The sequence below is a fragment of the Streptomyces sp. NPDC040432 genome, assembly GCF_055595445.1.
On sequence record NZ_JBVIVP010000006.1, the window covers coordinates 37861 to 64226 of the forward strand.

Sequence of the window (26366 nt, forward strand, 5' to 3'; positions counted from 1 at the left end):
GGCGATCGTGGAAGTGGCGGGAACTCAGACCGTTTTGGTGGGTCCGAACTTCGCGGTGTCGGCCGCCTCGCCGAGCGGGCCTTCCCCGACCGGCTCCGCCGCCTCTTCCTCCTCGCGGGGAAGGGTGGCGCGTCGCAGTCCGGGTACCGCGATGGCGACGGCGACGGCCGCCACAGCGCAGACGGCGCCGTTCAACAGGGCCGCGCCGGCCGGGCTGAACCAGCGTGCGACCGCCGCGACCTCGACGTCGCCGATGATGTCCCCGGTGGTGCCCTGGGTGGTGATCACGCTGACGATGCGTCCGCGCAGTCGGTCCGGGGTGCTGTGCTGGACCAGGGCGTATTCGAGGATCTCGTACACGGTGCCGCAGGCGCCGCCGACGGCGAGCGCCGCGCAGGCCAGGTAGACGTTGCCGCTGAGGGCGAAGCCGATGGTGGCCAGACCGCCGACGAACGCGGCGAGCAGCAGCAGGCGTCCGGGGCGCGCGGTGCGGGTGAGCCATCCGCTGGTCGCCGAGACCGCGACGGCGCCGACCGCCGGCGCGGAGTACAGCAGGCCCAGCATGACCTCACCGCCGCCGAACTGACGGTCCACCATCTCGGGGAACAGGACCACGGGCACGTTGAACAGGGCGGTGACACCGCCGAGGAGCACCAGGCCGCCGACCACGCGGTTGTGCCAGGCGTGCCGGAACGCGACGAGCAGGGAGCCGGAGTCGGCGTCCTCGTCGTCCGCGTCGGGGTCCTCGGCGACGGGCGGCAGCGGGCGGATCCGGGAGATGAGGAAGGCGGTGAGGGCGGTGGTCACGGCGGCGAACGCGAAGACGGGCGCGGGGCCGGTCAGCGCGAGCAGTACACCGCCGAGGAACGGCGCCGTGATGGAGCCGATCTCCCCGGTGAGGGAGATCAGCGCGCCGGCGGCGGGGAGTTGGTCCGGCCGGACCAGGGTGGGGGCCACGGCCATGAGGGCGGTGAAGCTGACCCCGGTGGCGAGGCCGTCCCAGGCGACGCACAGGTAGATCGCCCACTGGGACGGGTCGTCGAGCATCGCGTTGACGGCGAGTCCGGCGAAGGCGAGGGCCGCGGCGCCGCGGGCGCGGACGATGAGCGTCCGACGGTCGTTGCGGTCGGCCATGACGCCGCCCCACAGTGATCCGAGCAGCACGGTGATGCTCATGATCATGCTGACGACGGCGACGTCGAAGGTCGACCGGGTCAGTCCGTACACCTGGGCGGACAGCGCGACCGTCGCCATGCCCAGGCCGAACAGCGAGACCACGCGGGCGATGAAGATCGCCCGGAAGTCGGGGCTGGTGCGCAGTGGTTCGATGTCGATGACGAGGTCACGCAGGGGCACAGGTGGCTCCGGGGGTGGGAGGGCGGGCCGGTTCAGGCGGCGGGGGAGAGGATTTCGGCCCAGGCTCGGAGCGTCGGGCGCTCGGCGAGGTCGACGAAGCTGATCTGGGCGCCCTCGGCGCGCCAGCGCTCGACGAGGGTCATCAGCCGGATGGAGTCGAGACCCTGGTCGAGGAGGCTTTCGTCCACCAGGACCTCGGCGGGCTCGGCGTACAGCACGTCGGCGACGTCGCGGACGAGCCGTTCGAGGGCGAAGGCCTCGGGGGCGGGGGTCGGGTGCATGGGGTTCTCCTGTTCGGTGGCCGGTCGGGTCGTTCGTCGGCCGGTGGGAGTGGCTGCGCCGGTGGTCGGCCGGCGGCGGGGCGCGGCGCGGGACGGCGGTGCCGACGCCATGTGCACTGCGATGCAGAACAATTGATGTGGCGACTTAGGTAAGGCTAACCTAAGGTTTACGATCTCCGTAACGGTGGACCGGCCCGGCCGTCCGGGCCGGGCCCCCACGTCGCCGCAGGTGGGCGCCGTCCGGAGCGGGGACGCGCCCGCGTTGCACGCGCTGTCCGCGCCCTTCGTCCGATCCGGTGCGCTCAGGGCCCGGCCGCCGGAGCACTACCGGGACCACGCGGGCCGTCTCCTGCTGGTGGACGGCGACGTCGAGGGCTCCGTCCGGGGGTGCGTGGCACTCCGGGGGGCCGGAGCCCGTCACGGCCGTCCTCCACGACTTCTGCGTCGCCGTCGCCCACCAGGGCCGGGGCGGCGGGGCCGCGTTGCTGTTCGCCGCCTGCGAGCGGGCCCGCACCGAGGGTGGGCGTGCGTTGTTCACCGCCACCACCGGATCCGCCCGGCTCTTCCTCGCCACCACCGGATCCGCCCGGCTCTTCCTCCGGTACGGGTTCCGGTCCGTGGCGACCGCCGGGGCGCCGCCCGGCCGGGCCGCGCGGCTCGACCCCGCGCGAGGGTCGCGGGTGTTGAGGCCGAGCCTGCGACCCGCGCCCGAGGGCCGGGGCCCGGGAAGTCCTCCCGGGCCCCGGCCCGTGCCGGCAGGGCGACGCCCCGACGGGGTCATCAGCCCTGCGCGATCAGGCTCGCGGGGCGCATGTCCGTCCAGTTCTCGTCCGTGTACCGCGCGCAGCCCTGCCGGGTGTCCTCGCCGTGCGCGACCGTCCAGCCCGCCGGAACCTCGGCGAAGGCGGGCCAGAGCGAATGCTGGTTCTCGGCGTTGACGAGCACGAAGTAGCGGGCGTCGTCGTCCTCGAAGGGGTTGGTCGTGGCCATGGTCGTCTCCTAGAGGTGGTCGGCGGCGCCTGGTGCGCCGTCGGTCGTACGGGTGGTCTCGTGGAAGTCGGTCGCGAAGCCGGGATCGGGGTGCGCTCCGGCGCGTTCCGAACGGGCCGACTCCGCCGCCGTTGCGGTGGCCTCCTCGCTCAGCGCGCGCGCCTCCGCCGCACCGAACAGGGCGTCGGACCAGTGCCAGTGCAGGGTGAGCAGGCTCCGCCCGTTCTCACCCGCCGCCGACTGCGCGACGAGCCGCAACGGCCCTGCCAGCGGGAGCCCGCCACCGGACGGGTCCGCCGCGTACCCGGCGGGCCACCGTTCCCCGGCCGCGGGCGCCCAGCGGGCGTCACCGGCCGACGGGAGCAGCGCGGCGCGGCGCTGGTAGTGGACCCCGCGCCGGGGCAGGCCGGCCAGGAGCGTCGCGGTCTGCGTGTTCAGGTGCCGCAGCTGTTCGAGCCCGCGCCCCAGATCCGGAACGGCCCCGAGCGTCAGGACCGTACGGTCGTACGCGTCCGCCCCCGAGGCCGGACCCGGCGGCAGCGGCAGCCGGACGGTGTGGACGGTGCTCAGCCGCCCGGCCGTGCGCGGCGCGTGGGCGGGCCGCGGCAACTCCAGCTCCACCACCAGTCCGGTCCCGTCGTGCAGCCTGGGCCGGGAGTGCGCCGTACGGGCCAGGGCGGCCAGCAGCAGCACGTCGAAGGGGTGCGGCGTCCCGTCGGACCGTTCCGCCGGAGTGGGCAGTTCCAAACGGGTGACCACCCGGTGGCCGGGCCCGCCCGGCGGCCAACTCCGCCCCGCGGGGCTCCTCGTCAACTGCGCCCAGTGCGTGAGCTCCGCGATCCGGTCCCCCGAACCCGCCTCCGCGCCGAGCCGGCCGGCCCAGTCCAGGAGGCCGCCGGCGGGGCCGGGCGGGTCGCTGGGGGATTCCCCGTGCAGGAGCGGGAGTTCGTCGGTCAACGTCTGCCAGCCGACGCCGTCCACCGAGAGGAGGTGGGCCACGAGCAGCAGGAGACCGGGCTCACGCGCTCCCGCGTCGAACCAGACGGCCCGCAGCACCCGGGCGCGGCCCGGATCCAGTTCCTCGGCGGCCGTGCGGAGGGCGGCCTCGACCAGGTGGTCGCGCTCGCCCACCGACAGCCCGGCGACGGGCACCCGGCGCAGGGTGTCGGCCTCGGTGCAGGCGGGAGCCTCGGAGGCGGGCCTGACCTCCTGGCTCCAGATGCCGTTCGAGCGGTGCAGGGCCAGGCGCAGCGCCGGGTGCCGCCGGGCCAGCCCGGCCAGGGCGCGGCGCAGCGCCGCCGTCCCCAGCCCGGCCGGAACGCTCAGCAGCACGGCCTCGTGCGGGGAGTCCACCGGTCCGTCGGTCGCGCGCAGTCGGTGCGCGGACGGCAGCAGGGCCAGGGGACCGGCCTCGCCGTCCGCGGGGGGTGCCACGCGCCGCGCCGGGGCCGGTACGGGCCCTGCGATCGGGGCCGCGGCCGGCAGGGCGGGCCGGTCGGGCGTACGGCCGAGGGCGGTCAGCATCGCGGCGAAGCCCCGGGCGTGTTCGGTCAGCGAACCGGTGTCGTACAGGGCGGGGTTGCCGTCGACGTCCAGTCGCAGTCGCCCGTCCGGACGGCAGGACGCGGCGACCGAGAGGTCGTCCACGGGCCCGGAGGCCAGGCTCACCACGTGCCCCACCGTCCCGCCGAAGTCCAGCTCGCTCTCGAACGGCCGCAGGTTGACGAGGAGACCCGGGACGCGGCGACCGGACAGGCCGGGCCAGATGTGCCGGGCGAGGACCTCGCCCCGCACCCGCTGGTGGCGGCGCAGGAAGTCCAACTCGGCGGAGGCCTGCCGGAGCAGGTCCCGGAAGGTGTCGTGGGGGCCCACGGTCAGCCGCGCCGGAAGGATGTTCACGGCCGTGCCGGGAACCCGCAGCGTGCCGGGCGCGGTACGGGACGTCGTGTACAGGGCCATCGGGGTCTCCCCGCCCTCGGCGTACGGCGCGAGGTGGGCGGCGCACGCGGCGAGCACGGCCTCGCCCCACGTGCCGCCGGCGAGCCGGGCCGTGGCGGTAACGGCGGCGCTCTCCGCGGGGCCGAGCAGGACGGTGGCGCGCACGGTCGTGTCGGAGGGCGCGGCCTCGCGCCCGGCGGGGCGCACCGGCACCGGCGGTGCGGGGTGGCGGCGGGACCAGGCCTCCAGGTCGGTCGCGTAGGCGGCTGAGCCGAGGTAGGCGCGCTCCGCGCGGGCCAGCACCGACACCGGGGCGAAGGGGGAGGCGGGCGGGCGCGAACCGGTCACGAGGGCGGTGTAGTGCTCGCTGACGCGGCGGCTGAGCAGGGACACCCCGTAGCCGTCCACGGCCAGTTGGTGGAAGTACTGAACCAGCAGATGGCGTTCGGCGCCGAGGGTGACGAGCGCCGCGCCGAACAGGTCGGGGGTGTTCTCCGGCGCCGGCGGATCGAGCAGCAGGTCCAACCTCGGTGCACAGGCCAGTCGTTCGCGCACCAGATCCAGGGCGGCGGCGACGGGGTCCGCGGCCTGCGAGGTGTCCAGCCGCGGCAGGCTGCGCCCGGTGGGCCGCAGGGCCACGGGGGACTGCCCGTAGCGGCCGTCGTCGAGCGTGAGGCGGAACCGCAGCCAGGGCGCCTCGTCCAGGGTGCGGCCGAGGGCCTCCTCCAGGGCGGCGGGGTCGAGCGGGCCGACGAGTTCGATGTACTGGCCGACGTGGTGGCCGGCGTACGAGGGGTTGGCGCTCTGCGCGGCGAGTACGTGGGCCTGGGCGGCCGTCAGTTCCTCGGGCGCGGGGCCGACGGGGGCGGTGGTCGCGGACACGGGTCAGCTCCGGGGGGACGCGGTGGGGTCGGACGCCCGGACCGACGTCGCCGACGGTCCGGTACGGGCGGTGGCGCCGACGTCGGCCCGGTGGCGTGCGGGGGGTTCGTCGGTGCCGGGTCCGGGCTTCGCATGTGATGCGGACATGCCCATCCTTCCTCTGACCTGCCCAGGTGATCGGGGCAAGGCGTACCTAAGCTGACTTATGGGGTGTGGAGTGTCAAGTCGTCCTGAACCGGCTTGAATTGACCGGTTCGAGGCGGCGCCTCGGTGCGGGCCGGAGCGGATCCGGGCATGCGGAGGAGACCCTGCGGCCCGGGCGTGCGTGCTGCCCGTCGGGGAGGGGCGTACGGGGGAGCGGCCGTCCCCGGGAGGAGGCCGGCCGCCCGGGGACGGGACCGGCGACGCCGGGTCGGCGTGCACGGAGCCCGCCGCGCGGGGAGGTGCGGCGCGGTGCGGCCCCCGGTGGGGGAGCCATTGCCCGTGATGGACGTGTCGGGCGGACCTACGGCGGCTCGTGCTCGACGCCCCGGCCCCGGTCGTCGCGAACGGAGTTGAGGGACCGGCCCGCCGGCCGGTCGTGCCCCGGCGACGGCCGCCCCACCGGACGCGGCGACAGCAGCGGGTCGTCGAGGTGGACCAGGCGGTACCCGGCCGAGGTTTTGCCCCGGGGGGAACCCGGCGCGGGCCCGGACCCGCGCGAACGCCTGGTGGTGGCACCGCGGAGCTTCGGTCGGGCCCGCTGGGCCGCCTCCACCAGGGCGCCGACGGCCGGCGCCTCCTGGCGCAGCCGGTTGAAGCCGCGCACGGAGAAACCCGCGAGTTTGGCCGCGTACGGCCAGGGAGCACCCTCACGGATGGTCCGCAGCACCAGGTGGATCATGGCCGGGGTGGGCCCGTGCCCCGCGTGCAGGCCACGTGAGGCGGCCAGGTCCCGGGCGGCGCTCATGGCGTGCGCGAACGCGGGGTCCCTTTCCAGCCACTCGCCCAGCATTCGGTCGGTCAGACCGGCCGCGGCGGCTGCCGCTTCGACGGACAGGCCCTGCGCGGAGGCCTTCAGCGCCTCCGCCATCCTGCTCGCGATGTCCCACCGGTGGCTCGACATCTCGGGCAGTGCCGCCCGCAGCCGGCCGTCCGCCTGGTCGTGGCCCTCCAGCCAGTCGACGAGGTCCCCGGCCCAGTCCTGCGGCTCGGGTTCCACACTCCGATCCCCGTGCATCGCCTACACCTCCACGGGAACGTGGACGGCGCGGTACCCGGGCGGCCCGACTGGTCCGACCCGCTCCCGCCGGTCGGGCGGTGTGCTGCGCTCCTGCATGTCTTCCTGCCCCCTTCAGGTCCCCGTTCCGGGTTCCGCGCCGTCGCGGAACCCGGAACGGCACTTCTAGATGTCGTCCGCCGTGGGCGCGAGCACCCACAGCCGGTGGTCCCAGCCGATGTCGCGGCAGTCGCGGACCTGAAGGCCCGCACCCCGCGCCAGCTCCGTGATCTCCTCCTGCGACCGCACGGCCGAGCCGAACGCCGAGGCCAGGCGCAGGTGGTGCAGTGCGGCCTCCTCGTCGTCGGCGTCCGCGGTCGCTACCTGCTCCACCAGCAGCAACGTTCCTCCGGCGGGCAGCGCGGCGCCGCTCTCGCGCAGGACGAGGGCCGCGTCCGCGTCCGGCAGCAGGTCGAGCAGCCGGCACAGCAGGACCGTCTCGTCGCCGGGCGGGACCGGGCCGGTCGTGCCGAGCAGTTCCACCCGGGGCAGCACGTCGGGATCCAGCACCCGTTCACCGAGCACCCGCAGGGCCGAGGGCTGCGCGGCGACCGTCACCTTCAGCCCGGGGAACGCCCGGACGAGTGAGTTCACGACGGCGCCGGCGCCGTGGCCACCGGCGGTCAGCGAGGCCGCCGACGCCCAGTCGTACCCCGCGACGACGCCCGGCGCGATCCACAGGGCCTCGTCCTCGACGGCCGCCCGAGCCGAACCGGCCAGCCGCTCGTCCGAGGCCATCGCCTCGGCCAGCGGCAGCCCCGACAGCGTCCGGTAGCCGGCCCGCCCGGTCCACAGGCTCTCCGCGAGACCCGACAGGGACAGGTCCAGTGCCGCCTGGGCGCCGCGCAGGTCGTACTCCTCCAAGGAGTGGTCGTCCTCGACGAGTTCCTCACCGACCGGGGTCAGGCGGTAGCGCGTGTCCCCGCCCCCGGTGTTCCCGTCCTTGGTGTTCCCGCCCTCGGCGGACCCGTCCGCCGCGAGGACGTCGAGCGCGACGAGGTAGGTCAGCAGCGCGCCGAGGGTGCGCGGCGCGGCGCCGGTACGGGCGGCCAGCTCCGGGGCCGTCCGCACGCCCTGGTAGACGAGGTCCACCAGCCCCAGCGTGACCGCGGCCCGAATGGCCAGGCCCGGCGCGAGGTCGGTGAGCTCGTGCAGCCGGTCGTGCGGGTCCTGCTCCTCCTCCACCTCGACCGCCGCGGCCTGCGCCTGTCCCGCCGCGGGCTCGGTGCGGCGCCAGTAGCCGGTGATGTGCGTCCGCTCGCGCGGCACCTGACGGTCCGCCGCGAGGTGCCGCCGGATGCCCTTGAGGGTGACGGCCTCGCCCGCGGCCCAGGCGAACACCTCGCCCGGCAGCCACTCCATGGCGCGGACCGCCCGCTCCAGGAGGTCCGTACGGCCGGCCGGGGCGCCGTCGCGCACCAGCCAGGTGATCTCGGCGTCGGCCCGCGTCGGCAGCTCCTGGCGGTGGCTCTCCTCGCCGACCTCGATGAACACGCGGGCCACCGTCCCGGCCGGCATCTCCGCCAGCCACCGCGCGATGGCGGGCAGCGCCGTCTCGTCACCGATCACCAGCAGCCAGTCGGCGCCCTCGGGGTGACCGTGCGACATCTTGGGCCCGGCGATCCAGGTGACGTCACCGGGCTTGGCGCCCTGCGCCCACGAGGAGGCGACGCCGCCCGCGTGGTTGACGAAGTCGAAGTCGATCTCCCCGGCCTCCGGGTCGAACCGGACGGGCGTGTAGTCCTTGGTCAGCGGACGGGCGTCGGGCCAGTCCAGGCTGGACACGTTCTGGCCGGGCAGCACGGGCAGGTCCGCGCCGTCCTCGGCGAAGAAGAACTTCACGTGGTCGTCGAAGCCCTCGGAGCGCAGTGCGGGCAGGTCCAGGCCGTCCTTGGCGAACGCGCCCAACTGCGGACCGCCCAGGGTCAGGCGCCGCATGCCCGGGGTGACGTCCCGGACGCGGAGCACGGTGAGCTCGCGCAGCACGATGGGGAAGGTGACGACCGGACGGGGGTTGCGGCTGGACATCGACAGGGCTCCTCAGGGGTTCGGGAAAGCACGCGGAGTGCGGTGCGCCCGGGGGGCGGGAGCCCCGGGCGTCTGGGTTGGTTCCGGGCGGCGCCCCCGCACCGCGGGGTGCGGGGGCCGCCGTTGCGCACGGGCCGGCTACTGGCCGGCGACGGCCTTCGCGAGGAGCGGCGTCAGCTGCTGCGTGACCCACGGGGCGCTCAGCGGGTCCGGGTAGGCGATCGCCGAGGCGAGGGTGTTGTCCGACGGGACGACGGCGAAGTGCTTGTTCTTCACGGAGTTCAGCGACTGGAAGAGCTTGTTGCCCTCCAGCTCCTTCGGGCTGATGACGCCGCGGTCACCGAACGGGTAGGTCACCAGCAGCACGTCGGCGTCGAGCTGGTCGAGGTTCTCCAGGCTCACGCCGTTCTTGTCGGGGCCGTAGTTCTTGGCCTTGTCCGTCTTGGTGAAGCCGAGGCGCTCGAAGACGCCCGGGTCCTGGGCCTCGTACGACATGAAGCTGATCTGCTCCGGGTGGACCACCGTGTAGGTGTACGTCTTCCCCTTGAACTCGGGGTGCGCGGCGGCGGCGTCGTTGGTGGTCTTGTCGTTCGCCGCGATCACCTCGTTGGCCTTCTCCTCCAGGCCCAGGGCCTTCGCGGCCGTCTTCAGGCGCTCCTGCCAGGTGAGGGTGTCGGCCTGGGCCTTGTCGGTGAAGGTGACGACCGGGGCGATGGGGGACAGCTTCGCGTAGTCCTTGTCCATCTCCCAGGTGTTCATGCCGAGGATGATGTCCGGCGCCTCGGCGGCGATGGCCTCGTAGGCGGTGCCGTCGGTGTCGTCGTACGTCTTCAGCTTGGCCGCGCCGAGCTTGGTGATCGCGGCCTGCTTGTACTCGGCGACCTTGGAGCCGTCCTCCACGTCCGGGGTGATGACGGGGACGAGGCCGAGGGCGAGCGCGATCGCGGTGTCGCCGTCCGAGACGGTGGCCACCTTGACCGGCTTCTTCTTGACCTCGGTGTTGCCCCAGGCGTTCTTGAGGGAGACGGGCGCGAAGGCCTTCGCGTCGGCGGAACCCGAGGCCGCGGGCTTGCCCTCCTCCTTGGTGGAGCCCTCGCCGCAGCCGGCGAGCAGGCCGACGCAGGCGGCGGTGGCCACGATCGCGCCGATGGTCCGGAGTCTGGTGTTCTTGCTGTGCATCGGGATGTTCTCCGTTTACGAGGTGGTGTGACGGCCCAGGGGGAAGATCTGGGGCCGATCGGAGCGGGGATGAGGAACGACGAGGCAGTCGAGGCCGAACACGTCGGCGACGGTCTGCTCCGTGAGGACCTCCCCGGGGCTGCCCTGCCGCACGATCCGGCCGTCGCGCATGGCGACGATGGTCGAGGCGTACAGGGCGGCCTGGTTGAGGTCGTGGGAAACCAGGACGATGGTCTTTCCGGACTGCTCGTTGAGGTCGGCGAGCAGGTCCATGACCTCGATCTGGTGAGCGATGTCCAGGTAGGTGGTCGGTTCGTCGAGCAGCAGCAGCGGGGTCTCCTGCGCCAGCGCGAGGGCGATCCACACCCGCTGGCGCTGTCCGCCGGACAGCTCGTCCACCGGACGGTCGACGAGTTCCGCCGTGCCGGTGGCGGCCAGCGCCCGGGCGATGACCTCGTCCTCGGCGGCCGTGCGGCGCTGCCCGAACCGCTGGTGCGGGTGGCGCCCCCGCCAGACCAGGTCCGCGACGGTGATCCCCTCGGGGGCGATCGGGGACTGCGGCAGGATGCCGAGCCGGCGGGCCACCTCCCGTGTCGGCAGGGCGTGGATGTCCCTGCCGTCCAACAGGACGGAGCCTGCGGCCACGGGCAGCAGTCGGGCCATGGACTTCAGCAGGGTGGACTTGCCGCACGCGTTCGGGCCGACCAGGGCCGTGATGCGGCCCGGCTCGATCGTCAGCGAGAGTTCCTCGATGACGTGCCGCCGGTCGTAGCCGGCGCTGATCGCCCGCGCCTCCAGCCCGGGGGCGGGGAGGGCCGGTTCGGTGAGGTCGAGGGCGCCGGGGCCGGGGGACACGAGGTCGTTCATGAGCGTGCTCCTTGGCGCCGCAGCAGCAGTCGGACGAAGTAGGGGGCGCCGATCAGCGCCGTCAGGACCCCGGTGGGGACCGGGCTGATCAGCGGGCCGTGCTGGGCGAGTACGTCCGCACCCAGCACGATCACCGCGCCGACCGCGGGCGCCACCAGCAGGGTCCGTTCGGCGCCGACCAGCCGGACCGCGATCGGCCCGCTGATCAGGGAGACGAAACCGATCGGGCCGGTGACGCCCGTGGCGAGGGCCGCCGCCGCCGCGCCGACCAGCAGGGTGGCCGTCCGGGTGGCGCGCACCCGGGAGCCGAGCCCGTGCGCCAGCTGGTCCCCGAGGGACAGCGCGCCGAGCGCGCGGTTCAGCGGCAGCACGCACAGTCCGGCGCCGACGAGCGCCACGGCCAGGACGCCCACCCCGGACCAGTCGGCGCCCGAGACGCTCCCGACGAGCCAGCGGGTGACCTGGGCGATGCTGTGCTGACCGGCGGAGGAGAACAGGTAGTTGATGTACGCGGCGCACACCGCGGACAGGGCGATGCCGATCAGGACGAGCCGGTTGGTGTCCACCCGGCCCCCGCGCCGGCTGAGCAGCAGGATGACGCCGACCAGCAGGAACGATCCGCCGATCGCCGCGCCCTCCACCCCGTACGGCAGGGCCGGGGCGAACAGCAGGACGGTGACGGCGCCGGCGCCCGCGCCGGAGGAGATGCCCACGATGTCGGGCGTGGCGAGGGGGTTGCGGATCAGCCGCTGGTACAGGGCGCCGGAAAGTCCGAACAGCGCCCCGGCCAGCAGCGCGGCCAGTGCCCTCGGGAGCCTGATGCGGTGGATGACGTAGTCGGCGAGGCCGGTCCGCATCCCGAACGCGGCGGGCAGCACGTCCCCGCCGGGGATCCCGCGCAGCCCGCCGAGCAGTACGGAGGCGACGAGCAGACCGAGCGCGAGGGCGACGAGCACGGCGACGACGACCGTCGCCCGGCGCGTCCCCGCGTGCCGGGCGGCGCGCAGCCGGGCGGCGGTGGCGGCGATGGTGTCGGCGGCGGAGGCCGCGGTCCGCGCGGTGGTCGCCGCGTCGGCGGGACGGACCGGCGCGGCCACGCCCGCCTTTCCGGTGGCCGGGGTGGGGTCGGTGGCGGTCATGCCTGCACCGTCCCTCGGCGCCGGGCCAGCCAGACGAAGTAGGGGGTGCCCACGATCGCGGTCATCACCGACACCTGCACCTCTCCGTGTTCGAGCACGAGCCGGCCGGCCGTGTCCGCCCCGACGACCAGCACCGCGCCGCAGAGCAGGGCCAACGGCAGTGACCAGCGGTGGTCGCTGCCGACCAACAGCCGGGCGACGTGCGCGGCGACGAGGCCGACGAAGGCCACGGGCCCGACGGCCGCGGTGGCGCAGGCGCACAGCGTCACGGCGACGGCGGCGCTGACCAGTTGGGCGCGCTCGACGCGCACCCCGAGCCCCCGCGCCGTCTCCTCGCCGAGTCCCAGCACGTTGAGGGTTCGGCCGAGCGGCAACGCCAGCAGCAGTCCGATCAGCGCGAACGGGGCTATCTCGTCGAGCACCTGGGCGCGGCCGGTGAGCTGTCCCACCGACCAGAACCGCAGCGAGGAGTAGACGGCCTCGTCCCGGACGACCAGCAGGGTGACGATCGAGGCGAGCACGGCGGCGGTGGCGACACCGGCCAGGACCAGCCCGAGCGTCGAACTCCCCGTGTTGGTACGGGTGCCGATCAGATACACGAGGACTGCGGTGAACGCCGAGCCGGCCAGGGCCAACCAGAAGAACCCGCTCGCGTCCGACACGTCGAGGAAGAGGATGCCCACCACCACGAACAGGGCGGCGCCCTGCTGGATGCCGAGGATGCCCGGATCGGCGAGCGGGTTCAGCGTCAGGGCCTGCATGACCAGACCGGAGGCGCCGAGAGCCGCTCCCACCAGAAGTCCCAGCAGGGTGCGCGGGATGCGCTCGGTCCACAGGACGTCGTGGTCGTAGCCGGAGGCTCCGGGGTGCAGCAGGATCTTGACGATCTCCAGGGCGGAGATGTCGCGGGCGCCGAGACCGACGCTCGCGACGGTCACCGCCGCCAGGATCACGCCGGCGGCGACCAACGCGACCGAACCGCGCGAGAACTTCGTCCTCGGTGGGCGGGGCGCGGACGTGGCCACCGGCAGGGCCGATTGAGTCATGGGGGTGCGAGAGCTCCTCAAGTGCGAACGTGCACTTAGGTTAGCCTTATCTAAGTCTGGTGATCCATTGTGGAGCCCACGGCGATCGAACGCAGCGGCCGGAATACCCGCTTCCGACACCTGTGGCCCCCCGGTGTGAAGGGCGGGGCACGCCCGGCCCCACCCCGGTGCGCCGCCGACGCCGATCGCGCCGCGCCGGACGCCGCACCCCCGGCGAACCGTCGCGGCCACGACATCGGGCCGTCCCGTCCGGATCCTGCCGACCCGCACCGCCGGGCTCGACACGCAGGATCCGAACGCCCGTCAGTGCCGCGGGGGATCGATCCCCGGCAGCACGCTGATGACGGGCACCCCGGTGCGCGGGTGCTCCATCACCTCGGCCTCCACCTCGTACACGTCGGACAGGAGTTCCGCCGTGAGGACGTCCCGCGGGGTGCCCGTCACGATGAGCCGGCCGCCCGCCATGACGCAGATCCGGTCGCAGAAGGCGGCGGCGAGGTTGAGGTCGTGCAGCGCGACGACCGCGGTGACCCCGAGGCGCCGGACGAGCCGCAGCGCGTCGAGCTGGTGCCGCAGGTCCAGGTGGTTGGTCGGCTCGTCCAGCACCATCGTCCCCGTGCGCTGCGCCAGCGCGCGGGCGATCAACACCCGCTGCTTCTCCCCGCCCGACAGCCGGTCGAAGGGGGCGTGTGCCAGCGCGCCCACGTGGAGCTCCTCCAACGACCGGGAGATGACATCGAGGTCGGCCGCGTCGTCGCCCGCGAACGCCCGCTTGTGCGGGGTGCGGCCCATGGCGACCACGTCGTGGACCGTCAGCTCGAAGTCGCCGGACGTCTCCTGCAACACGGCCGCGAGCCGCCGGGCGAGCCGCTTGCCGGACATCCGCCACACGTCGTCACCGTCGAGGAGCACACGGCCCGAGGTGGGCCGCAGCGCCCGGTAGAAGGTGCGCAGCAGCGTCGACTTGCCGGCCCCGTTGGGGCCGACCAGGCCCACCACCTCGCCGGGAGCCGCCCCCAGCGACACCCGGTCGACGAGGACCTTGCCGTCCACGACCACGCTGACGGCCTCGGCTTCGAGCGAACCGGGTGCTCCCGTCGTTCCCGCGGTCGCCCCCGTACCGGTCGTACCGCTCATCCCCGTCGTCCCGCTCATCCCGCTCGCTCCTGTCGTTCCGTCCAACGGATCCGTCACCGGGCGGCCTTCCGTCGCATCAGCCAGAGGAAGAAGGGACCGCCGACCAGGGCGGTGAGGATGCCGACGGGAATCTCCTCCGGGCTCATGAGCGTCCGGGCGGCCAGGTCCGCGGAGATCAGGAACGCCGCCCCCAGGAGCGCGGCGGCCGGCAGCGCCCGACGGTGGTCGGCCCCCACGAGCAGCCGCACCACGTGCGGCATGATCAGCCCGACGAAGCCGATCTGTCCGCTGACCGCGACGATCGTGCCGATCATCAGCGCCACCAGCGTGAACAGGGCGCCGCGGAAGCGGTGGACGTCCAACCCGAGGGCGGCGGCGGCCTCCTCCCCGGCCAGCAGGAGGTTGAGGGGTCGGCAGACCCCGAGGAGGACGGCCGTGCCGACCAGGACCGCGCCGACCGGGATCCACACCGTCGTCCAGGTGGTGCCCGCCAGCCCGCCGAGCATCCAGCGCAGCGCGGACTGCGTCTTGTGCGGATCGTTCGAGGTGACGATCAGGAAGCTCGCCACGGCCGACAGCACCTCGGCCAGGGCCACGCCCGCCAGGACCAGTCGTACCGTCGTCATCCTGCCGCCCGAGCGGGCCAGGAAGTACACGGCGACCAGCGCCGCCAGCGCGCCGCAGAACGCCGCGATCGGCAGGGTGAACAGTCCGAACAGGCTCAGGTTCAGGACGAGTACGAGCACCGCCCCGACCGACGCCCCCGACGACACCCCCAACAGCATCGGGTCGGCCAGCGGGTTGCGGACCAGCGCCTGCAGCGCCATCCCGGCCACCGACAGGCCCGCTCCCACCACTCCGGCCAGCAGCACCCGGGGCAGCCGGACGTCGATGACGATCGTCTCGCGGACCGGCGTCCAGGTCGGCTCGGCCAGGGCCGGGTGCAGGCGGTGCAGGAGGATGCTCCACACCTGGTCGGCGGGGACGCTGATCGACCCGGCCGCGATCCCGGCCGTCGCGGCCCCCGCCACCAGGACGCCCAGGAACGCCAGCACCATCGGATAGGGCAGCCCCGGCCGCCGCCCGGGGACCGCCGGGGACGCCGGACGGACGCCGGCCTCCCCGGCCGGTGCGGCCTTCACCCCGGTCACTTGACGTGGCTCGGGTGGAGCTGACGTGCCAGCGACTCCACGGCCGCCGGCATCCGCACCCCGAGCACCGTGGACGACAGCGGCAAGACCGCGAACCGCTGGTTCTTGATCGCGGGCACGTCCTTCAGCGCCGGGTGGGCGAGGAGGAACTTCTTCTTGTCCTCGACCGACTGGTCGCCGTAGTCGTAGATCACGATGGCCTCGGGCGCGCGCTGCGCGACCTGCTCGAACGACACGTCCCCGAAGGACTTGTCCAGGTCGGCGAAGAGGTTGACCCCGCCGGCCCGCCGCATCATCTCGTTGCCGATGCCCTTGCCGCCCGCGGTGAACGCCGTCTTGTCACCGCTGTCGTACACGAAGAGCTTGACCGCGGGGACGCCCGCCAACTGCGCCTCGACGCGGTCGAGGACGCCGTGCAACTTCGTCACCTGCTGTTCGGCCCGCTCGGGCACGCCGAAGATCTTCGCGACGGTGCGGATCTCCGCGTCCATCGCGGCCGCGTCGACGGGACCGGTGGGGCACTCCTCGCTGTTGAGGTGCGTGTTGATCCCGGCCTTCGTGAAGGCGGCGCGGCCGCGGCCCTCCTTCTCGTCGAAGGTCGAGGACCACCCTCCGTACACGAGGTCCGGTTCGGCCTGGAGCAGGACCTCGAACGACGGGTACTCCTTCGACAGGACCTTCACGCTGTCGTAGGCGCCCTGGTACTCGGGGAGGATGCGGTCGTCGAGGTAGCCGGTGCCCACCATCGATTTCTCCAGGCCGAGCGCCAGCATGACCTCGGTCGCGTGCTGGTTCAGCGAGACGGCCCGCTGCGGCGGACGCTGGTAGGTCGTTTTGACCCCGCAGTTGTCCACCGTGACCGGGAAGCCCTTCGCGGGCCCGGCCGACGACGACGCTCCTGCGGACGGCTCGGCGCCGCCTCCGCAGCCGGATACGAGCAGGGCCACGACGAGTGTGGAGAGCAGGATCTTCGGGTGCTTGCGGGGCATGGGTGTGTCCTCTCACCGCGGATGGAACAGGGGGGTATGCGTGCTGCGTCGGCCGAGGCCCGGTCAACCGGCCGACGGCCGCGCGACGCTCACGGGGTCGACGGGGTCGACGGGGTCGACGGGGTCGACGGGGTCGACGGGGTCGACGGGGTCGACCGGGCCGGGGTCGCCGGCGTCCGCGCACGGGGAGTCGAGGGCGTGAGGAAGGCCACTCGCGGGCCCGGGGGCCGGAGCGCGGTACCGACCGGGCGCGACGGTCGCCGCCCGGCGTGCGGCTGCCGCTTCTCCAACTGTTCGGTCGCCACCGCCGGCCTCTCGTCCCTGCCGGGCGGCCGGTCGCGTGGCGGGGCACCCCCGTGCACGGCCGCGCCGTGGGGGAAGTGCTGACGGCCACGCCGTAGTCCGCGACGGCGTTCTCGTGTACATGACTGCGCGCCAGGTGTTCCGACTCGCCCGGCCGGTGCCGGGCCCACGGTTGCGGGTCAGTGCCGGATTTCGACCGGCTTCCCCTGGTGCTGCGTGCTTTTCAGCCGGAGTGCAACACGGTCCGGCCAAGGGCGTCAAGGTGGCGTCCGTCGCAACGCGGCCCACGGGCCGCCCCGCCATCCGTCCGACTGGCGACTCCTTGATCGCTCGGGTAGCCTCGGCTGCTTTCACCTGGGGGAACGCGGCGCGGACCCGGAGCCCGCCACCGGCTCCGCCCCACCGTCGACGGCGACACCGCCACCGGCCGCCGCCCCCGCCGCACCCGCTGCGCATCTCACGAACACGTCCAGCATGCGGACTTTTGGACCGTTCCTCCAGCGAGTCGGCCTAGGGTGGCTCCCGCAGCTGGTTCGCCCCCGTCCGCCAGGCGGGATGCGTCGTAAGAGGGAACCCGGTGGGAATCCGGGACTGCCCCGCAGCGGTGAGTGGGAACGACCGCCGTCATACGCACTGGACCCGTCAGGGTCTGGGAAGCGACGGCCAGTAGGAGCCGGTCCGAGTGGCCGGCACGCCCGCGAGTCCGAAGACCTGCCCGTTGCCCGTGCGCGATCGACCGCGCACGGTTTCCCGGTGACCTCGTGGGCGGGTCGGCGTGCACTTCGGACGGATCGTTCCCGTTCGCGTACCGGTCGTACGCGTCCCCGACGAGCCGCCCGTTCCGGCACCCTTCGCGTCCCCGTCCCGTCACCGGGCCATGGAGACACACTCGCGAAGGAGAGTTCCGTGACCACCGAGTACGCAGCCGCGGCAGTACGGGCCACCGTGTACGGCTACCCCCGCCAGGGCCAGAACCGCGAACTGAAGAAGGCCGTCGAGGGCTACTGGAAGGGCCGCGTCAGCGCCGATGCCCTCCGCGAAACCGCCCGGGCCCTGCGCGCGGACGCCTGGCGGCAACTGACCGCCGACGGCGTCAACGAGGTACCGACCGGCGACTTCTCGTACTACGACCACGTCCTCGACACCAGCGTCATGGTCGGCGCGGTGCCCGACCGCCACCGGTCCGCCGTCGCGGCGGACCCGCTCGACGGATACTTCGCCATGGCGCGCGGCACCCAGGACGTGGCGCCGCTGGAAATGACCAAGTGGTTCGACACCAACTACCACTACCTCGTGCCCGAGCTCGGCCCCGACACCGTGTTCACCGCCGACTCCACCCGGCAGGTCACCGAGTTCGGCGAGGCCCGGGACCTCGGCCACACCGCCCGACCGGTCCTCGTCGGCCCGGTCACCTACCTGCTCCTCGCCAAGCCCGCCCCCGGCGTCGCCGACGACTTCGAGCCCCTCACCCTGCTGGACCGGCTGCTCCCCGTCTACGCCCAGGTCCTCGCCGACCTCAAGGCCGCCGGCGCCGAGTGGGTGCAGCTCGACGAACCGGCCCTGGTCCAGGACCGCACCCCGGCCGAACTCAACGTGGCCGCCCGCACCTACCGGGAGCTCGGCGCGCTGACCGAGCGCCCCAAGCTGCTCGTGGCCTCGTACTTCGACCGCCTCGGCGAGGCCCTGCCCGTCCTCGCGAAGGCGCCCGTGGAGGGCCTCGCCCTCGACTTCACCGACCGCGCCGCCACCAACCTCGCCGACCTGGCCGCCGTCGGAGGCCTGCCCGGCAAGCGGCTGGTCGCCGGAGTGGTCAACGGCCGCAACATCTGGATCAACGACCTCCAGCAGTCGCTGTCCACCCTCGGGACCCTCCTCGGCCTCGCCGACCGGGTCGACGTCGCCGCGTCCTGCTCGCTGCTGCACGTCCCGCTGGACGCGGGCGTCGAACGGGACATCGACCCCCAGGTCCGACGCTGGCTGGCCTTCGCCCGGCAGAAGACCGCCGAGATCGCCACGCTGGCCCGCGGCCTCGGACAGGGCGCCGGAGCGATCACCGCCGAACTCGCCGCGAACCGCGCCGACCTGGCCTCCCGGGCGGCGTCCCCCATCACCCGCGACCCCGCGGTCCGGGCGCGCACCGGGGCGATCACCGACGCCGACGGCCGCCGCGCACAGCCGTACGCCGACCGGGCCGCGGCCCAGCGGGCCCACCTGGGACTGCCCCTCCTGCCGACGACGACCATCGGGTCCTTCCCGCAGACGGACGAGCTGCGGGTGGCCCGCGCCGAACTGCGGGCCGGCCGGATCGACACCGCCGGGTACGAGGAGCGCATCAAGGCCGAGATTCGCGAGGTCCTCTCCTTCCAGGAGAAGGCCGGCATCGACGTCCTGGTGCACGGCGAGCCCGAACGCAACGACATGGTGCAGTACTTCGCCGAGCAGCTGACGGGCTACCTCGCCACCCAGCACGGCTGGGTCCAGTCGTACGGCACCCGCTACGTCCGACCGCCTGTCCTCGCCGGGGACATCTCCCGCCCCGAACCGATGACCGTCCGCTGGACGGCGTACGCCCAGGAGCAGACCACCAAGCCGGTCAAGGGCATGCTCACCGGGCCCGTCACCATGCTCGCCTGGTCCTTCGTTCGCGACGACCAGCCGCTCGGTGAGACCGCCCGCCAGGTCGGACTCGCCCTGCGCGACGAGGTCAACGACCTGGAAGCGGCCGGGACTTCCGTCATCCAGGTCGACGAGCCCGCCCTGCGCGAAACCCTCCCGCTGCGCGCCGACGGGCACGCGGACTACCTGGCGTGGGCCACCGAGTCGTTCCGCCTCACGACCTCGGGGGTGCGGCCGGAGACCCAGATCCACACCCACATGTGCTACGCGGAGTTCGGTGACATCGTCCGGGCCATCGACGACCTCGACGCCGACGTCATCAGCCTGGAGGCAGCCCGCTCCCACATGCAGGTCGCGACCGAGCTCGCCGAGCACGGCTACCCGCGCGAGGCCGGACCCGGCGTGTGGGACATCCACTCGCCGCGGGTCCCCTCGGCCGCCGAGGCCGCCGCACTGCTGCGCAAGGGCCTCGAAGCCATCCCCGCCGAGCGGCTCTGGGTCAACCCCGACTGCGGTCTGAAGACCCGCGGTTGGACCGAGACCCGCGCCTCCCTGGAACACCTGGTGGCGGCGGCCCGCGAGGTCCGGGCGGAGGTGGGCGGCGTCGCCTGACGCGCCGGAGGGCCGGTCCGTCCCGTCGCGACGTTCCGGCCCGCTCGGGCCCGCGCCCTTCCCCGGCGCCACGGCGGTACCCCGCCGCGGCGCCGGCCGTGCGACGTCAGACCGAACCGGCCGCCGCCGCGGCGGCCCGGTGCACGTGCACCGAACGCTCCAGCTCCCGGACCACCTCGGCCGCGGCCGGCATCCGTCGCGCCTCGTGCCGGCGGCTCCGGCTTCACCGACACCGCGTTCGGTTGGGACCGCCTGCAGCCCGACACGAACGAGTGGGACCCCTTCCAGTGCTACGCCGACCCGGCGCAGCCCGTCACCTTCTCGACCACCAAGGTCAAGTTCTGACCGAGGTGCGGACAGGGGCGGTCCGGGCCGGCCGGGGAAGACCGGCCGGCCCGGACGTCACCGTCAGCCGAGGTCGAACCGGTCGAGGTTCATGACCTTGTCCCAGGCCGCCACGAAGTCCTTCACGAACTTCGCCTTCGCGTCGTCGCTCGCGTAGACCTCCGCGAGCGCGCGCAGCTCGGAGTTCGAGCCGAACACGAGGTCGGCGCGAGTGCCGGTCCACCGGACCTCGCCCGTGGCCGCGTCACGCCCCTCGAAGGAGTTGCCGTCGCCGGCCGTGGCCGTCCACGTCGTACCCAGGTCGAGCAGGTTGACGAAGAAGTCGTTCGTCAGGGTCCCGGGCGTCGTGGTGAGGACCCCGTGCCGCGACTGCTGGTGGTTCGCACCGAGGACGCGCAGACCACCGACGAGGACCGTCATCTCGGGGGCGCTCAGGTTCAGCAGGTTGGCCCGGTCGATCAGCAGGTACTCGGCCGGCAGCCGGTTGCCCTTGCCGAGGTAGTTGCGGAAACCGTCGGCGGCGGGTTCCATCGCCGCGAACGACTCGACGTCGGTCTGCTCCTGGGAGGCGTCCACCCGGCCCGGTACGAACGGGACCTCGACGGCGACGCCGGCGTCCTTGGCGGCCTGCTCCACGGCGGCCGCGCCCGCGAGGACGATCAGGTCGGCGACCGAGACCCGCTTGTTCCCGGAGGCGGCGGAGTTGAACTCCTCCTGGATCGACGTCAGGGTGCGCAGCACCGTCGCCAGCTGGTCCGGGTCGTTGGCCTCCCATCCGCTCTGCGGCTGGAGCCGCACGCGCGCGCCGTTGGCGCCGCCGCGCTTGTCACTGCCGCGGAACGACGCCGCCGAGGCCCACGCGACGGAAACGAGTTGGGACACCGACAGGTCCGAACCCAGGATCCGCGCCTTGAGGGCGGCGACGTCGTCGGCGTCGACGAGCTCGTGCGTCAGCGCCGGGAGGGGGTCCTGCCACAGCAGCGTCTCGGTCGGGACCTCGGGGCCGAGGTAGCGCACGAGCGGTCCCATGTCGCGGTGGGTGAGCTTGTACCAGGCGCGGGCGAAGGCGTCCGCGAACTCCGCCGGGTTCTCGTGGAAGCGGCGTGAGATCTGCTCGTAGGCCGGGTCGAAGCGCAGCGAGAGGTCCGTGGTCAGCATCGTCGGCGCGTGGGTCTTCGACGGATCGTGGGCGTCGGGCACGGTGCCCGCGCCGGCCCCGTCCTTGGGACGCCACTGGTGGGCGCCCGCCGGGCTCTTGAACAGCTCCCACTCGTAGCCGAAGAGGATGTCGAAGAAGCTGTTGTCCCAGGTGATCGGGGTGTCCGTCCAGATGCCCTCAAGGCCACTGGTGATCGCGTCGCCACCCTTGCCGGTGCCGTACGAGTTCTTCCAGCCGAAGCCCTGCTGCTCCATCGGCGCGGCCTCGGGGTCGTCGCCGACGCTCTCCGCCGGGCCCGCGCCGTGCGTCTTGCCGAAGGTGTGACCGCCCGCGACCAGGGCGACCGTCTCCTCGTCGTTCATCGCCATCCGACGGAACGTCTCACGGATGTCGCGGGCCGCGGCGATCGGGTCGGGGGTGCCGTTCGGGCCTTCCGGGTTGACGTAGATGAGGCCCATCTGGACCGCACCGAGCGGGTTTTCCAGCTCACGGTCGCCGGTGTAGCGCTCGTCGTCGAGCCAGGTGGTCTCCGGACCCCAGTAGACGTCCTCGTCGGGCTCCCAGACGTCGGCCCGGCCGCCGGCGAAGCCGAAGGTCTCGAAGCCCATCTGCTCCAGCGCGACGTTGCCGGTCAGGATCATGAGGTCGGCCCAGGAGAGGCTCTGGCCGTACTTCTTCTTGACGGGCCACAGCAGGCGGCGGGCCTTGTCCAGGTTCCCGTTGTCCGGCCAGCTGTTCAGCGGTGCGAAGCGCTGCTGACCGGCGCCGGCGCCGCCGCGCCCGTCACTGATCCGGTAGGTGCCCGCGCTGTGCCAGGCCATTCGGATCATGAAGGGTCCGTAGTGGCCGAAGTCGGCGGGCCACCAGTCCTGCGAGGTCGTCAGTACCTCGGCGATGTCCTGCTTGACGGCCGGCAGGTCGAGGGTCTTGAACGCCTCGGCGTAGTCGAACCCCTCGCCGAGCGGGTTCGCCACGGCCGGGTTCTTGGCGAGGATCTTCAGGTTGAGGCGTTCGGGCCACCATTGTCGGTTGCCGCCGCCCTGCGTCGGGTGCGCGGCGCGCTCGTGCGCGACCGGACAGCCCCCACCGCCCCCGTCCTTCGCGTCTACGACGATTGCGTCATGGTTCTCAGACATGGGAATCCTTCCGGACCGGATCACGGTGCTCAGGAACTGCATGCATGTGGAACAGTCGGGGCGCAGGGCGCGGGGCCCCGGTCGGGCCCTCGGGTGTGGCCTCTCCTGCCGCGCTGGAGTCGTCCTGCCCCTTGGCTGTCAATGAATCCGATCCTACGATGGACGCAATCCAAGTCAAGAAGAACACCAAGCTCCGTGCCACGGGTTCCCGTCCTCCGCCGGTGGTCCAGGGGAACCCTCCGCCCGACCGAACAGGGTGATGCCATGAGTGACCTGCTGGAGCGACTGCGAGGGCGTGGTTGGAGGATGACCGCCCAACGGCGCGTGGTCGCGGAAGTCCTCGACGGTGATCACGTCCACCTCACGGCCGACGAGGTGCACGCCCGCGCCGTGCGGAAGCTGCCGGAGATCTCCCGGGCGACGGTCTACAACGCCCTCGGGGAGTTGGTTTCCCTCGGCGAGGTCGCGGAGGTCTCCACCGACGGCCGCGCGAAGCGCTACGACCCGAACGCGCACCACCCGCACCAGCACCTGGTCTGCACCGGCTGCGGCCTGATCCGTGACGTCCACCCGGCCGGTGATCCCCTCGCCGGTCTCCCGGACGGGGATCGGTTCGGCTTCACCGTGGCCGGCGTCGAGGTCACGTACCGGGGGCTCTGCCCGGCCTGCGCCTGAGCCCCACGCGCCGTACCCCGCCCTCCCCGGAGCCGTCCGGGGCGGTTCCGCCGTCCCGGAACCGCCCGGCCCGCCGTCCACCGTCCCGCGCCGGTGCGCACACGTCCTCGTGACCTCGTGACCCGCTCGCGTCCTTGCGTGTCGGCGTCCGTCCGCACCCGTATCCGTCCGCACCCGTATCCGTCCGCACCCGTATCCGTGCGTCCCGGAACCGGCAACAAGGTTTGCCGGACCGGTGCTCGCGCGCACACGCTCCGCGCATGAACCCGCACAGACGTTCCGCACCGGACCCGGTCCGCGCCGCCGCCCGAGGGGCGCGCACGCCCACCCCCTCGACCCGGTGGGCCCTGGCCGGCCTGTCCCTCTCGGTCCTGCCGGCCTCCCTCGGCACCAGCATCGCCCACGTCGGCCTTCCGGCCATGGCCGAGGCCTTCGACGCCGCCTTCCAGGCGGTCCAATGGATCGTCCTGGCCTACCTCCTCGCCCTCACCACCCTCATCGTCGGCGCCGGCCGGCTGGGCGACCTCATCGGCCGCCGGCGCCTGCTGCTCGGCGGGATCCTCCTCTTCACGGCCTCCTCGCTGCTGTGCGCCGCCGCACCCACCCTGGGGCTGCTGATCGCCGCCCGCGCGGCGCAGGGCCTGGGAGCCGCCGTCATGACGGCCCTCGCCATGGCCCTCGTCACCGGGACGGTGCCGAAGGAACGGGTCGGCCGCGCCATGGGCCTCCTCGGGACCACCTCCGCGATCGGTACCGCCCTCGGCCCCTCCCTGGGTGGCCTGCTCGTCTCCTCGGTCGGCTGGCAGGCCCTCTTCCTCGTCGGGGTGCCGCCCGGCCTGTCGGCCCTCCACCTGGTGCGCCGTCACCTCCCCGGTGACCCGCCCCGATCCGCAGCCGCCCCGGTGGGCTTCGACCACCTCGGCACGCTGCTGCTCGCCCTGACTCTCGGGGCGTACGCCCTCGCCGTGACGCTCGGCCGCGGCGGCTTCGACGCGGTGAACGCCGCCCTGCTGGTGGCCGCCGCCTGCGGCGCGGCCCTGTTCGTACGCGTGGAGGCCCGGGCCGCGTCCCCGCTGATCCGACCGTCCGCGTTCCGGGATCCGGTGTTGGGCCCGGGCCTCGTCACGAGCGCCCTCGTCTCGACGGTGATGATGACGACCCTCGTCGTCGGGCCCTTCCACCTGACGCGCGGGCTCGGGCTCCCCGGAGCCCTCGCCGGACTCGTCATGGCCTGCGGGCCGGTCGTCGCCGCGCTGACCGGCGTGCCCGCCGGTCGCCTCGCGGACCGCTTCGGCGCGCACCGTACGACCGCCGCCGGTCTCGCGGCGATGACGCTCGGGACCGCCGCCCTGGCCACGCCGTCGGCAGGCGCCGGGGCGTTCGGATACGTGATCCCCCTCGTGGCGGTCACGGCCGGCTACGCGGTCTTCCAGACGGCCAACAACACCGCCGTCATGGCCGGGATCCCCGCGGACCGCAGGGGAGTGGTGTCCGGGGTGCTCAACCTGTCCCGCAACCTGGGCCTCATCACCGGGGCGTCCGTCATGGGCGCCGTGTTCGCCTTCGCCTCGGCGACCGCCGACATCACGACGGCCGGCCCCGCGTCCATCGTCACCGGCACGCGGATCACGTACGCGGTGGCGACGGCCCTGACCCTCCTGGCCCTGACCGTCGTCGCCTTCGGGAGCGGCGACCGCGCGCGCCGCCGCGCCGACCGCCGTGCGGCACGTCGTCCGGCCGCCCGGCGCCCCTGATCCTTCGCCCCAACCGGACCCCCTCCGGGGGCGGGCGAGGCCGTGTCATCCGCCCTGTCGCGTTGCGCGGGATGCTTCGTCCGGTTACAGAGTGGTGGAGACCACTTGTCCCCGGCGTTTGAGTCGTTCTAGCCTCCTCCAAGTTGTGCACTACGAAACAGGCGTTGCGCCCTGTGCAACGCGTTCGCACTCTCTCCCGGGGACCGCCCATGAAGCTCCGCTCCCGCATAGCCGTACCCTTCGCCGCGCTCGTCCTGACCGGACTGACCGCCCTGACGTCCACCGGCTGCGCGCCCCAGACCTCCGGCGCCACCTCGTCGAAGGACGAGAAGTCGGGAACCCTGCGCGTCTGGCTCTTCCAGGAGGTCAACAACGAACCGAAGAGGAAGGTCGTCGACGGAGCCGTCGCCGCTTTCACCGGGCAGCACGCCGGCGTGAAGGTCGAGGTCGAGTACATCCCGGTCGAGACCCGGGCCCAGCGCATCAAGGCCGCTTTCAACGACCCCAAGAGCGCCCCCGACCTGATCGAGTACGGCAACACCGACACCGCCGGCTACGTCAAGGACGGTGGACTCGCCGACATCAGCGCGGAGTTCGCCGCCTGGCCGGAGGCGAAGGAAACCGACGGCACGGCCGCCAGGTCGGTCACCGTCGGCGGCAAGGTGTACGGCGCGCCGCTCTTCGTCGGCGTGCGCGCCCTGTACTACCGCACCGACGTCTTCACGGAACTGGGACTGGCGCCGCCGAAGACCCAGGACGAACTGGTCGCCACGGCCAAGCAGATCCGCAAGGCCCGGCCCGAGCTGTACGGTCTGGCCGTCGGCGGCGCCTACACCTACGGCGCGATGCCCTTCATCTGGGCCAACGGCGGCGAACTCGCCGAGGAGAGCGGCGGCACGTTCAGGTCGACCATCAACGGCGACGCCGCCCGCAAGGGCATCGAGACGTACACCTCCCTCTTCGGCGACGACAACTGCCCTGCCGCCAAGTGCGCCGCCATGGGCGGCAACGCCACCGTCACCGCCTTCGCCTCCGGCAACGCGGCCATGGCCATCGGCGGCGACTTCAGCCACCAGGCCGTGGAGGCGGGCGCGGTGAAGGGGAAGTACGCCGTCGTCCCGCTGCCCGGGGTCAAGGAGGGCGAGATCGCCCCGGCCTTCGCCGGCGGCAACAACATCGGTGTCCTCAAGAGCAGTTCCCACCGCACGCTCGCCGTCGACCTGATGAAGCGGTTCGCGGGCAAGGACACCCAGCGGCAACTCTTCGACGCCATGGGCTTCCTGCCCACCTACACCGACGTCCGCGCCGAGGTGGCGAAGAAGGACCCGTTCGTCGAACCGTTCGTGCGGACCCTCGCGGCGGGCACCAGGTTCGTGCCGGCCTCCCCGGGCTGGGGCCAGATCGACGCCTCGACCGTCCTGCCGACGATGTTCCAGGAGATCGTCAGCGGCAAGAAGGACGTACCCGCCGCCGCCGGGGACGCGGCGAAGAAGATGGACGCGGCCTTCTCCAGCGCCGGCTGACC

The 26366-nt window shown here is 73.3% G+C and carries 19 protein-coding genes, 1 pseudogene and 2 riboswitches; of the genes and pseudogenes, 5 read left to right on the top strand and 15 right to left on the bottom strand.

The annotated features are described in order from the left end of the window. Positions 1-24: 24 nt before the first annotated feature. Together entS and ACZ58N_RS15430 are read right to left on the bottom strand one after the other, a co-directional pair. Entirely contained in the window at positions 25-1356 is a 1332-nt protein-coding gene (gene entS / locus ACZ58N_RS15425; RefSeq protein WP_471159298.1) for an enterobactin transporter EntS, read from the bottom strand. Between the two features lie 32 nt (positions 1357-1388). Beyond that, the gene (locus tag ACZ58N_RS15430) at positions 1389-1637 is read right to left on the bottom strand and encodes a phosphopantetheine-binding protein (protein WP_471159300.1); all 249 of its coding nucleotides are present in this window, start codon (positions 1635-1637) and stop codon (positions 1389-1391) included. A 296-nt stretch (positions 1638-1933) separates the two neighbouring features. Between ACZ58N_RS15430 and ACZ58N_RS15435 the strand changes: the two are divergent. Then, positions 1934-2125: pseudogene (locus ACZ58N_RS15435) on the top strand (hypothetical protein); the annotation flags it as partial. A gap of 292 nt (positions 2126-2417) precedes the next feature. Here the strand turns inward: ACZ58N_RS15435 and ACZ58N_RS15440 are convergent. From ACZ58N_RS15440 to ACZ58N_RS15495, 12 genes are all read right to left on the bottom strand, one after another. Continuing rightward, the gene (locus tag ACZ58N_RS15440; protein ID WP_281209197.1) at positions 2418-2627 is read right to left on the bottom strand and encodes an MbtH family protein; all 210 of its coding nucleotides are present in this window, start codon (positions 2625-2627) and stop codon (positions 2418-2420) included. Positions 2628-2636: 9 nt separating this feature from the next. After that, the gene (locus ACZ58N_RS15445) at positions 2637-5447 is read right to left on the bottom strand and encodes a condensation domain-containing protein (RefSeq protein WP_471159302.1); all 2811 of its coding nucleotides are present in this window, start codon (positions 5445-5447) and stop codon (positions 2637-2639) included. Positions 5448-5450: 3 nt separating this feature from the next. Continuing rightward, positions 5451-5594: a hypothetical protein gene (locus tag ACZ58N_RS15450; protein ID WP_471159304.1), complete on the bottom strand. Its 144-nt coding sequence runs from the start codon at positions 5592-5594 to the stop codon at positions 5451-5453. Positions 5595-5952: 358 nt separating this feature from the next. Then, on the bottom strand, positions 5953-6648 hold the full coding sequence (locus ACZ58N_RS15455; RefSeq protein ID WP_471159306.1) for a hypothetical protein: 696 nt from the start codon (positions 6646-6648) through the stop codon (positions 5953-5955). Positions 6649-6831: 183 nt separating this feature from the next. Beyond that, positions 6832-8733, bottom strand: coding sequence for an SIP domain-containing protein (locus tag ACZ58N_RS15460; protein WP_471159308.1), 1902 nt, complete (start codon positions 8731-8733; stop codon positions 6832-6834). 138 nt (positions 8734-8871) lie between these two features. Continuing rightward, positions 8872-9912 carry an ABC transporter substrate-binding protein gene (locus ACZ58N_RS15465; RefSeq protein WP_471159310.1) on the bottom strand — a complete coding sequence of 347 codons (1041 nt, stop codon included), beginning with the start codon at positions 9910-9912 and terminating at the stop codon, positions 8872-8874. 15 nt (positions 9913-9927) lie between these two features. Beyond that, on the bottom strand, positions 9928-10779 hold the full coding sequence (locus tag ACZ58N_RS15470) for an ABC transporter ATP-binding protein (RefSeq protein WP_471159312.1): 852 nt from the start codon (positions 10777-10779) through the stop codon (positions 9928-9930). Then, positions 10776-11918, bottom strand: coding sequence for a FecCD family ABC transporter permease (locus ACZ58N_RS15475; RefSeq protein ID WP_471159314.1), 1143 nt, complete (start codon positions 11916-11918; stop codon positions 10776-10778). Before ACZ58N_RS15475 ends, ACZ58N_RS15470 begins: the two co-directional genes overlap by 4 nt. Next, complete coding sequence (locus tag ACZ58N_RS15480) at positions 11915-12964, bottom strand: FecCD family ABC transporter permease (protein ID WP_471159316.1); 1050 nt, start codon at positions 12962-12964, stop codon at positions 11915-11917. Before ACZ58N_RS15480 ends, ACZ58N_RS15475 begins: the two co-directional genes overlap by 4 nt. A 303-nt stretch (positions 12965-13267) precedes the next feature. Then, positions 13268-14101, bottom strand: a complete 834-nt coding sequence (locus ACZ58N_RS15485; protein ID WP_471160099.1) for an ABC transporter ATP-binding protein — start codon at positions 14099-14101, stop codon at positions 13268-13270. Between the two features lie 53 nt (positions 14102-14154). Continuing rightward, the gene (locus tag ACZ58N_RS15490; RefSeq protein WP_471160100.1) at positions 14155-15159 is read right to left on the bottom strand and encodes a FecCD family ABC transporter permease; all 1005 of its coding nucleotides are present in this window, start codon (positions 15157-15159) and stop codon (positions 14155-14157) included. An 89-nt stretch (positions 15160-15248) separates the two neighbouring features. After that, positions 15249-16241, bottom strand: coding sequence for an ABC transporter substrate-binding protein (locus ACZ58N_RS15495; protein WP_471159318.1), 993 nt, complete (start codon positions 16239-16241; stop codon positions 15249-15251). A gap of 438 nt (positions 16242-16679) precedes the next feature. Next, positions 16680-16750, bottom strand: a riboswitch (cobalamin riboswitch). A 306-nt stretch (positions 16751-17056) separates the two neighbouring features. Then, positions 17057-17277: riboswitch (cobalamin riboswitch) on the top strand. A gap of 173 nt (positions 17278-17450) precedes the next feature. Here ACZ58N_RS15495 and metE point away from each other — a divergent pair. After that, a complete protein-coding gene (metE, locus tag ACZ58N_RS15500; RefSeq protein ID WP_471159320.1) occupies positions 17451-19772 on the top strand; it encodes a 5-methyltetrahydropteroyltriglutamate--homocysteine S-methyltransferase in 2322 nt (773 codons plus the stop codon). Positions 19773-20180: 408 nt separating this feature from the next. Here the strand turns inward: metE and katG are convergent, their stop codons facing one another. Then, entirely contained in the window at positions 20181-22412 is a 2232-nt protein-coding gene (katG, locus tag ACZ58N_RS15505) for a catalase/peroxidase HPI (protein ID WP_471159322.1), read from the bottom strand. Between the two features lie 264 nt (positions 22413-22676). Between katG and ACZ58N_RS15510 the strand changes: the two genes are divergently transcribed. The 3 genes from ACZ58N_RS15510 (at position 22677) to ACZ58N_RS15520 (ending at position 26364) form a co-directional block, all read left to right on the top strand. Beyond that, positions 22677-23087 carry a Fur family transcriptional regulator gene (locus ACZ58N_RS15510; RefSeq protein ID WP_471159324.1) on the top strand — a complete coding sequence of 137 codons (411 nt, stop codon included), beginning with the start codon at positions 22677-22679 and terminating at the stop codon, positions 23085-23087. A gap of 260 nt (positions 23088-23347) precedes the next feature. Further along, positions 23348-24841, top strand: a complete 1494-nt coding sequence (locus tag ACZ58N_RS15515; RefSeq protein ID WP_471159326.1) for an MFS transporter — start codon at positions 23348-23350, stop codon at positions 24839-24841. 209 nt (positions 24842-25050) lie between these two features. Further along, a complete protein-coding gene (locus ACZ58N_RS15520; protein WP_471159328.1) occupies positions 25051-26364 on the top strand; it encodes an extracellular solute-binding protein in 1314 nt (437 codons plus the stop codon). The last annotated feature ends 2 nt before the right edge of the window (positions 26365-26366 follow it).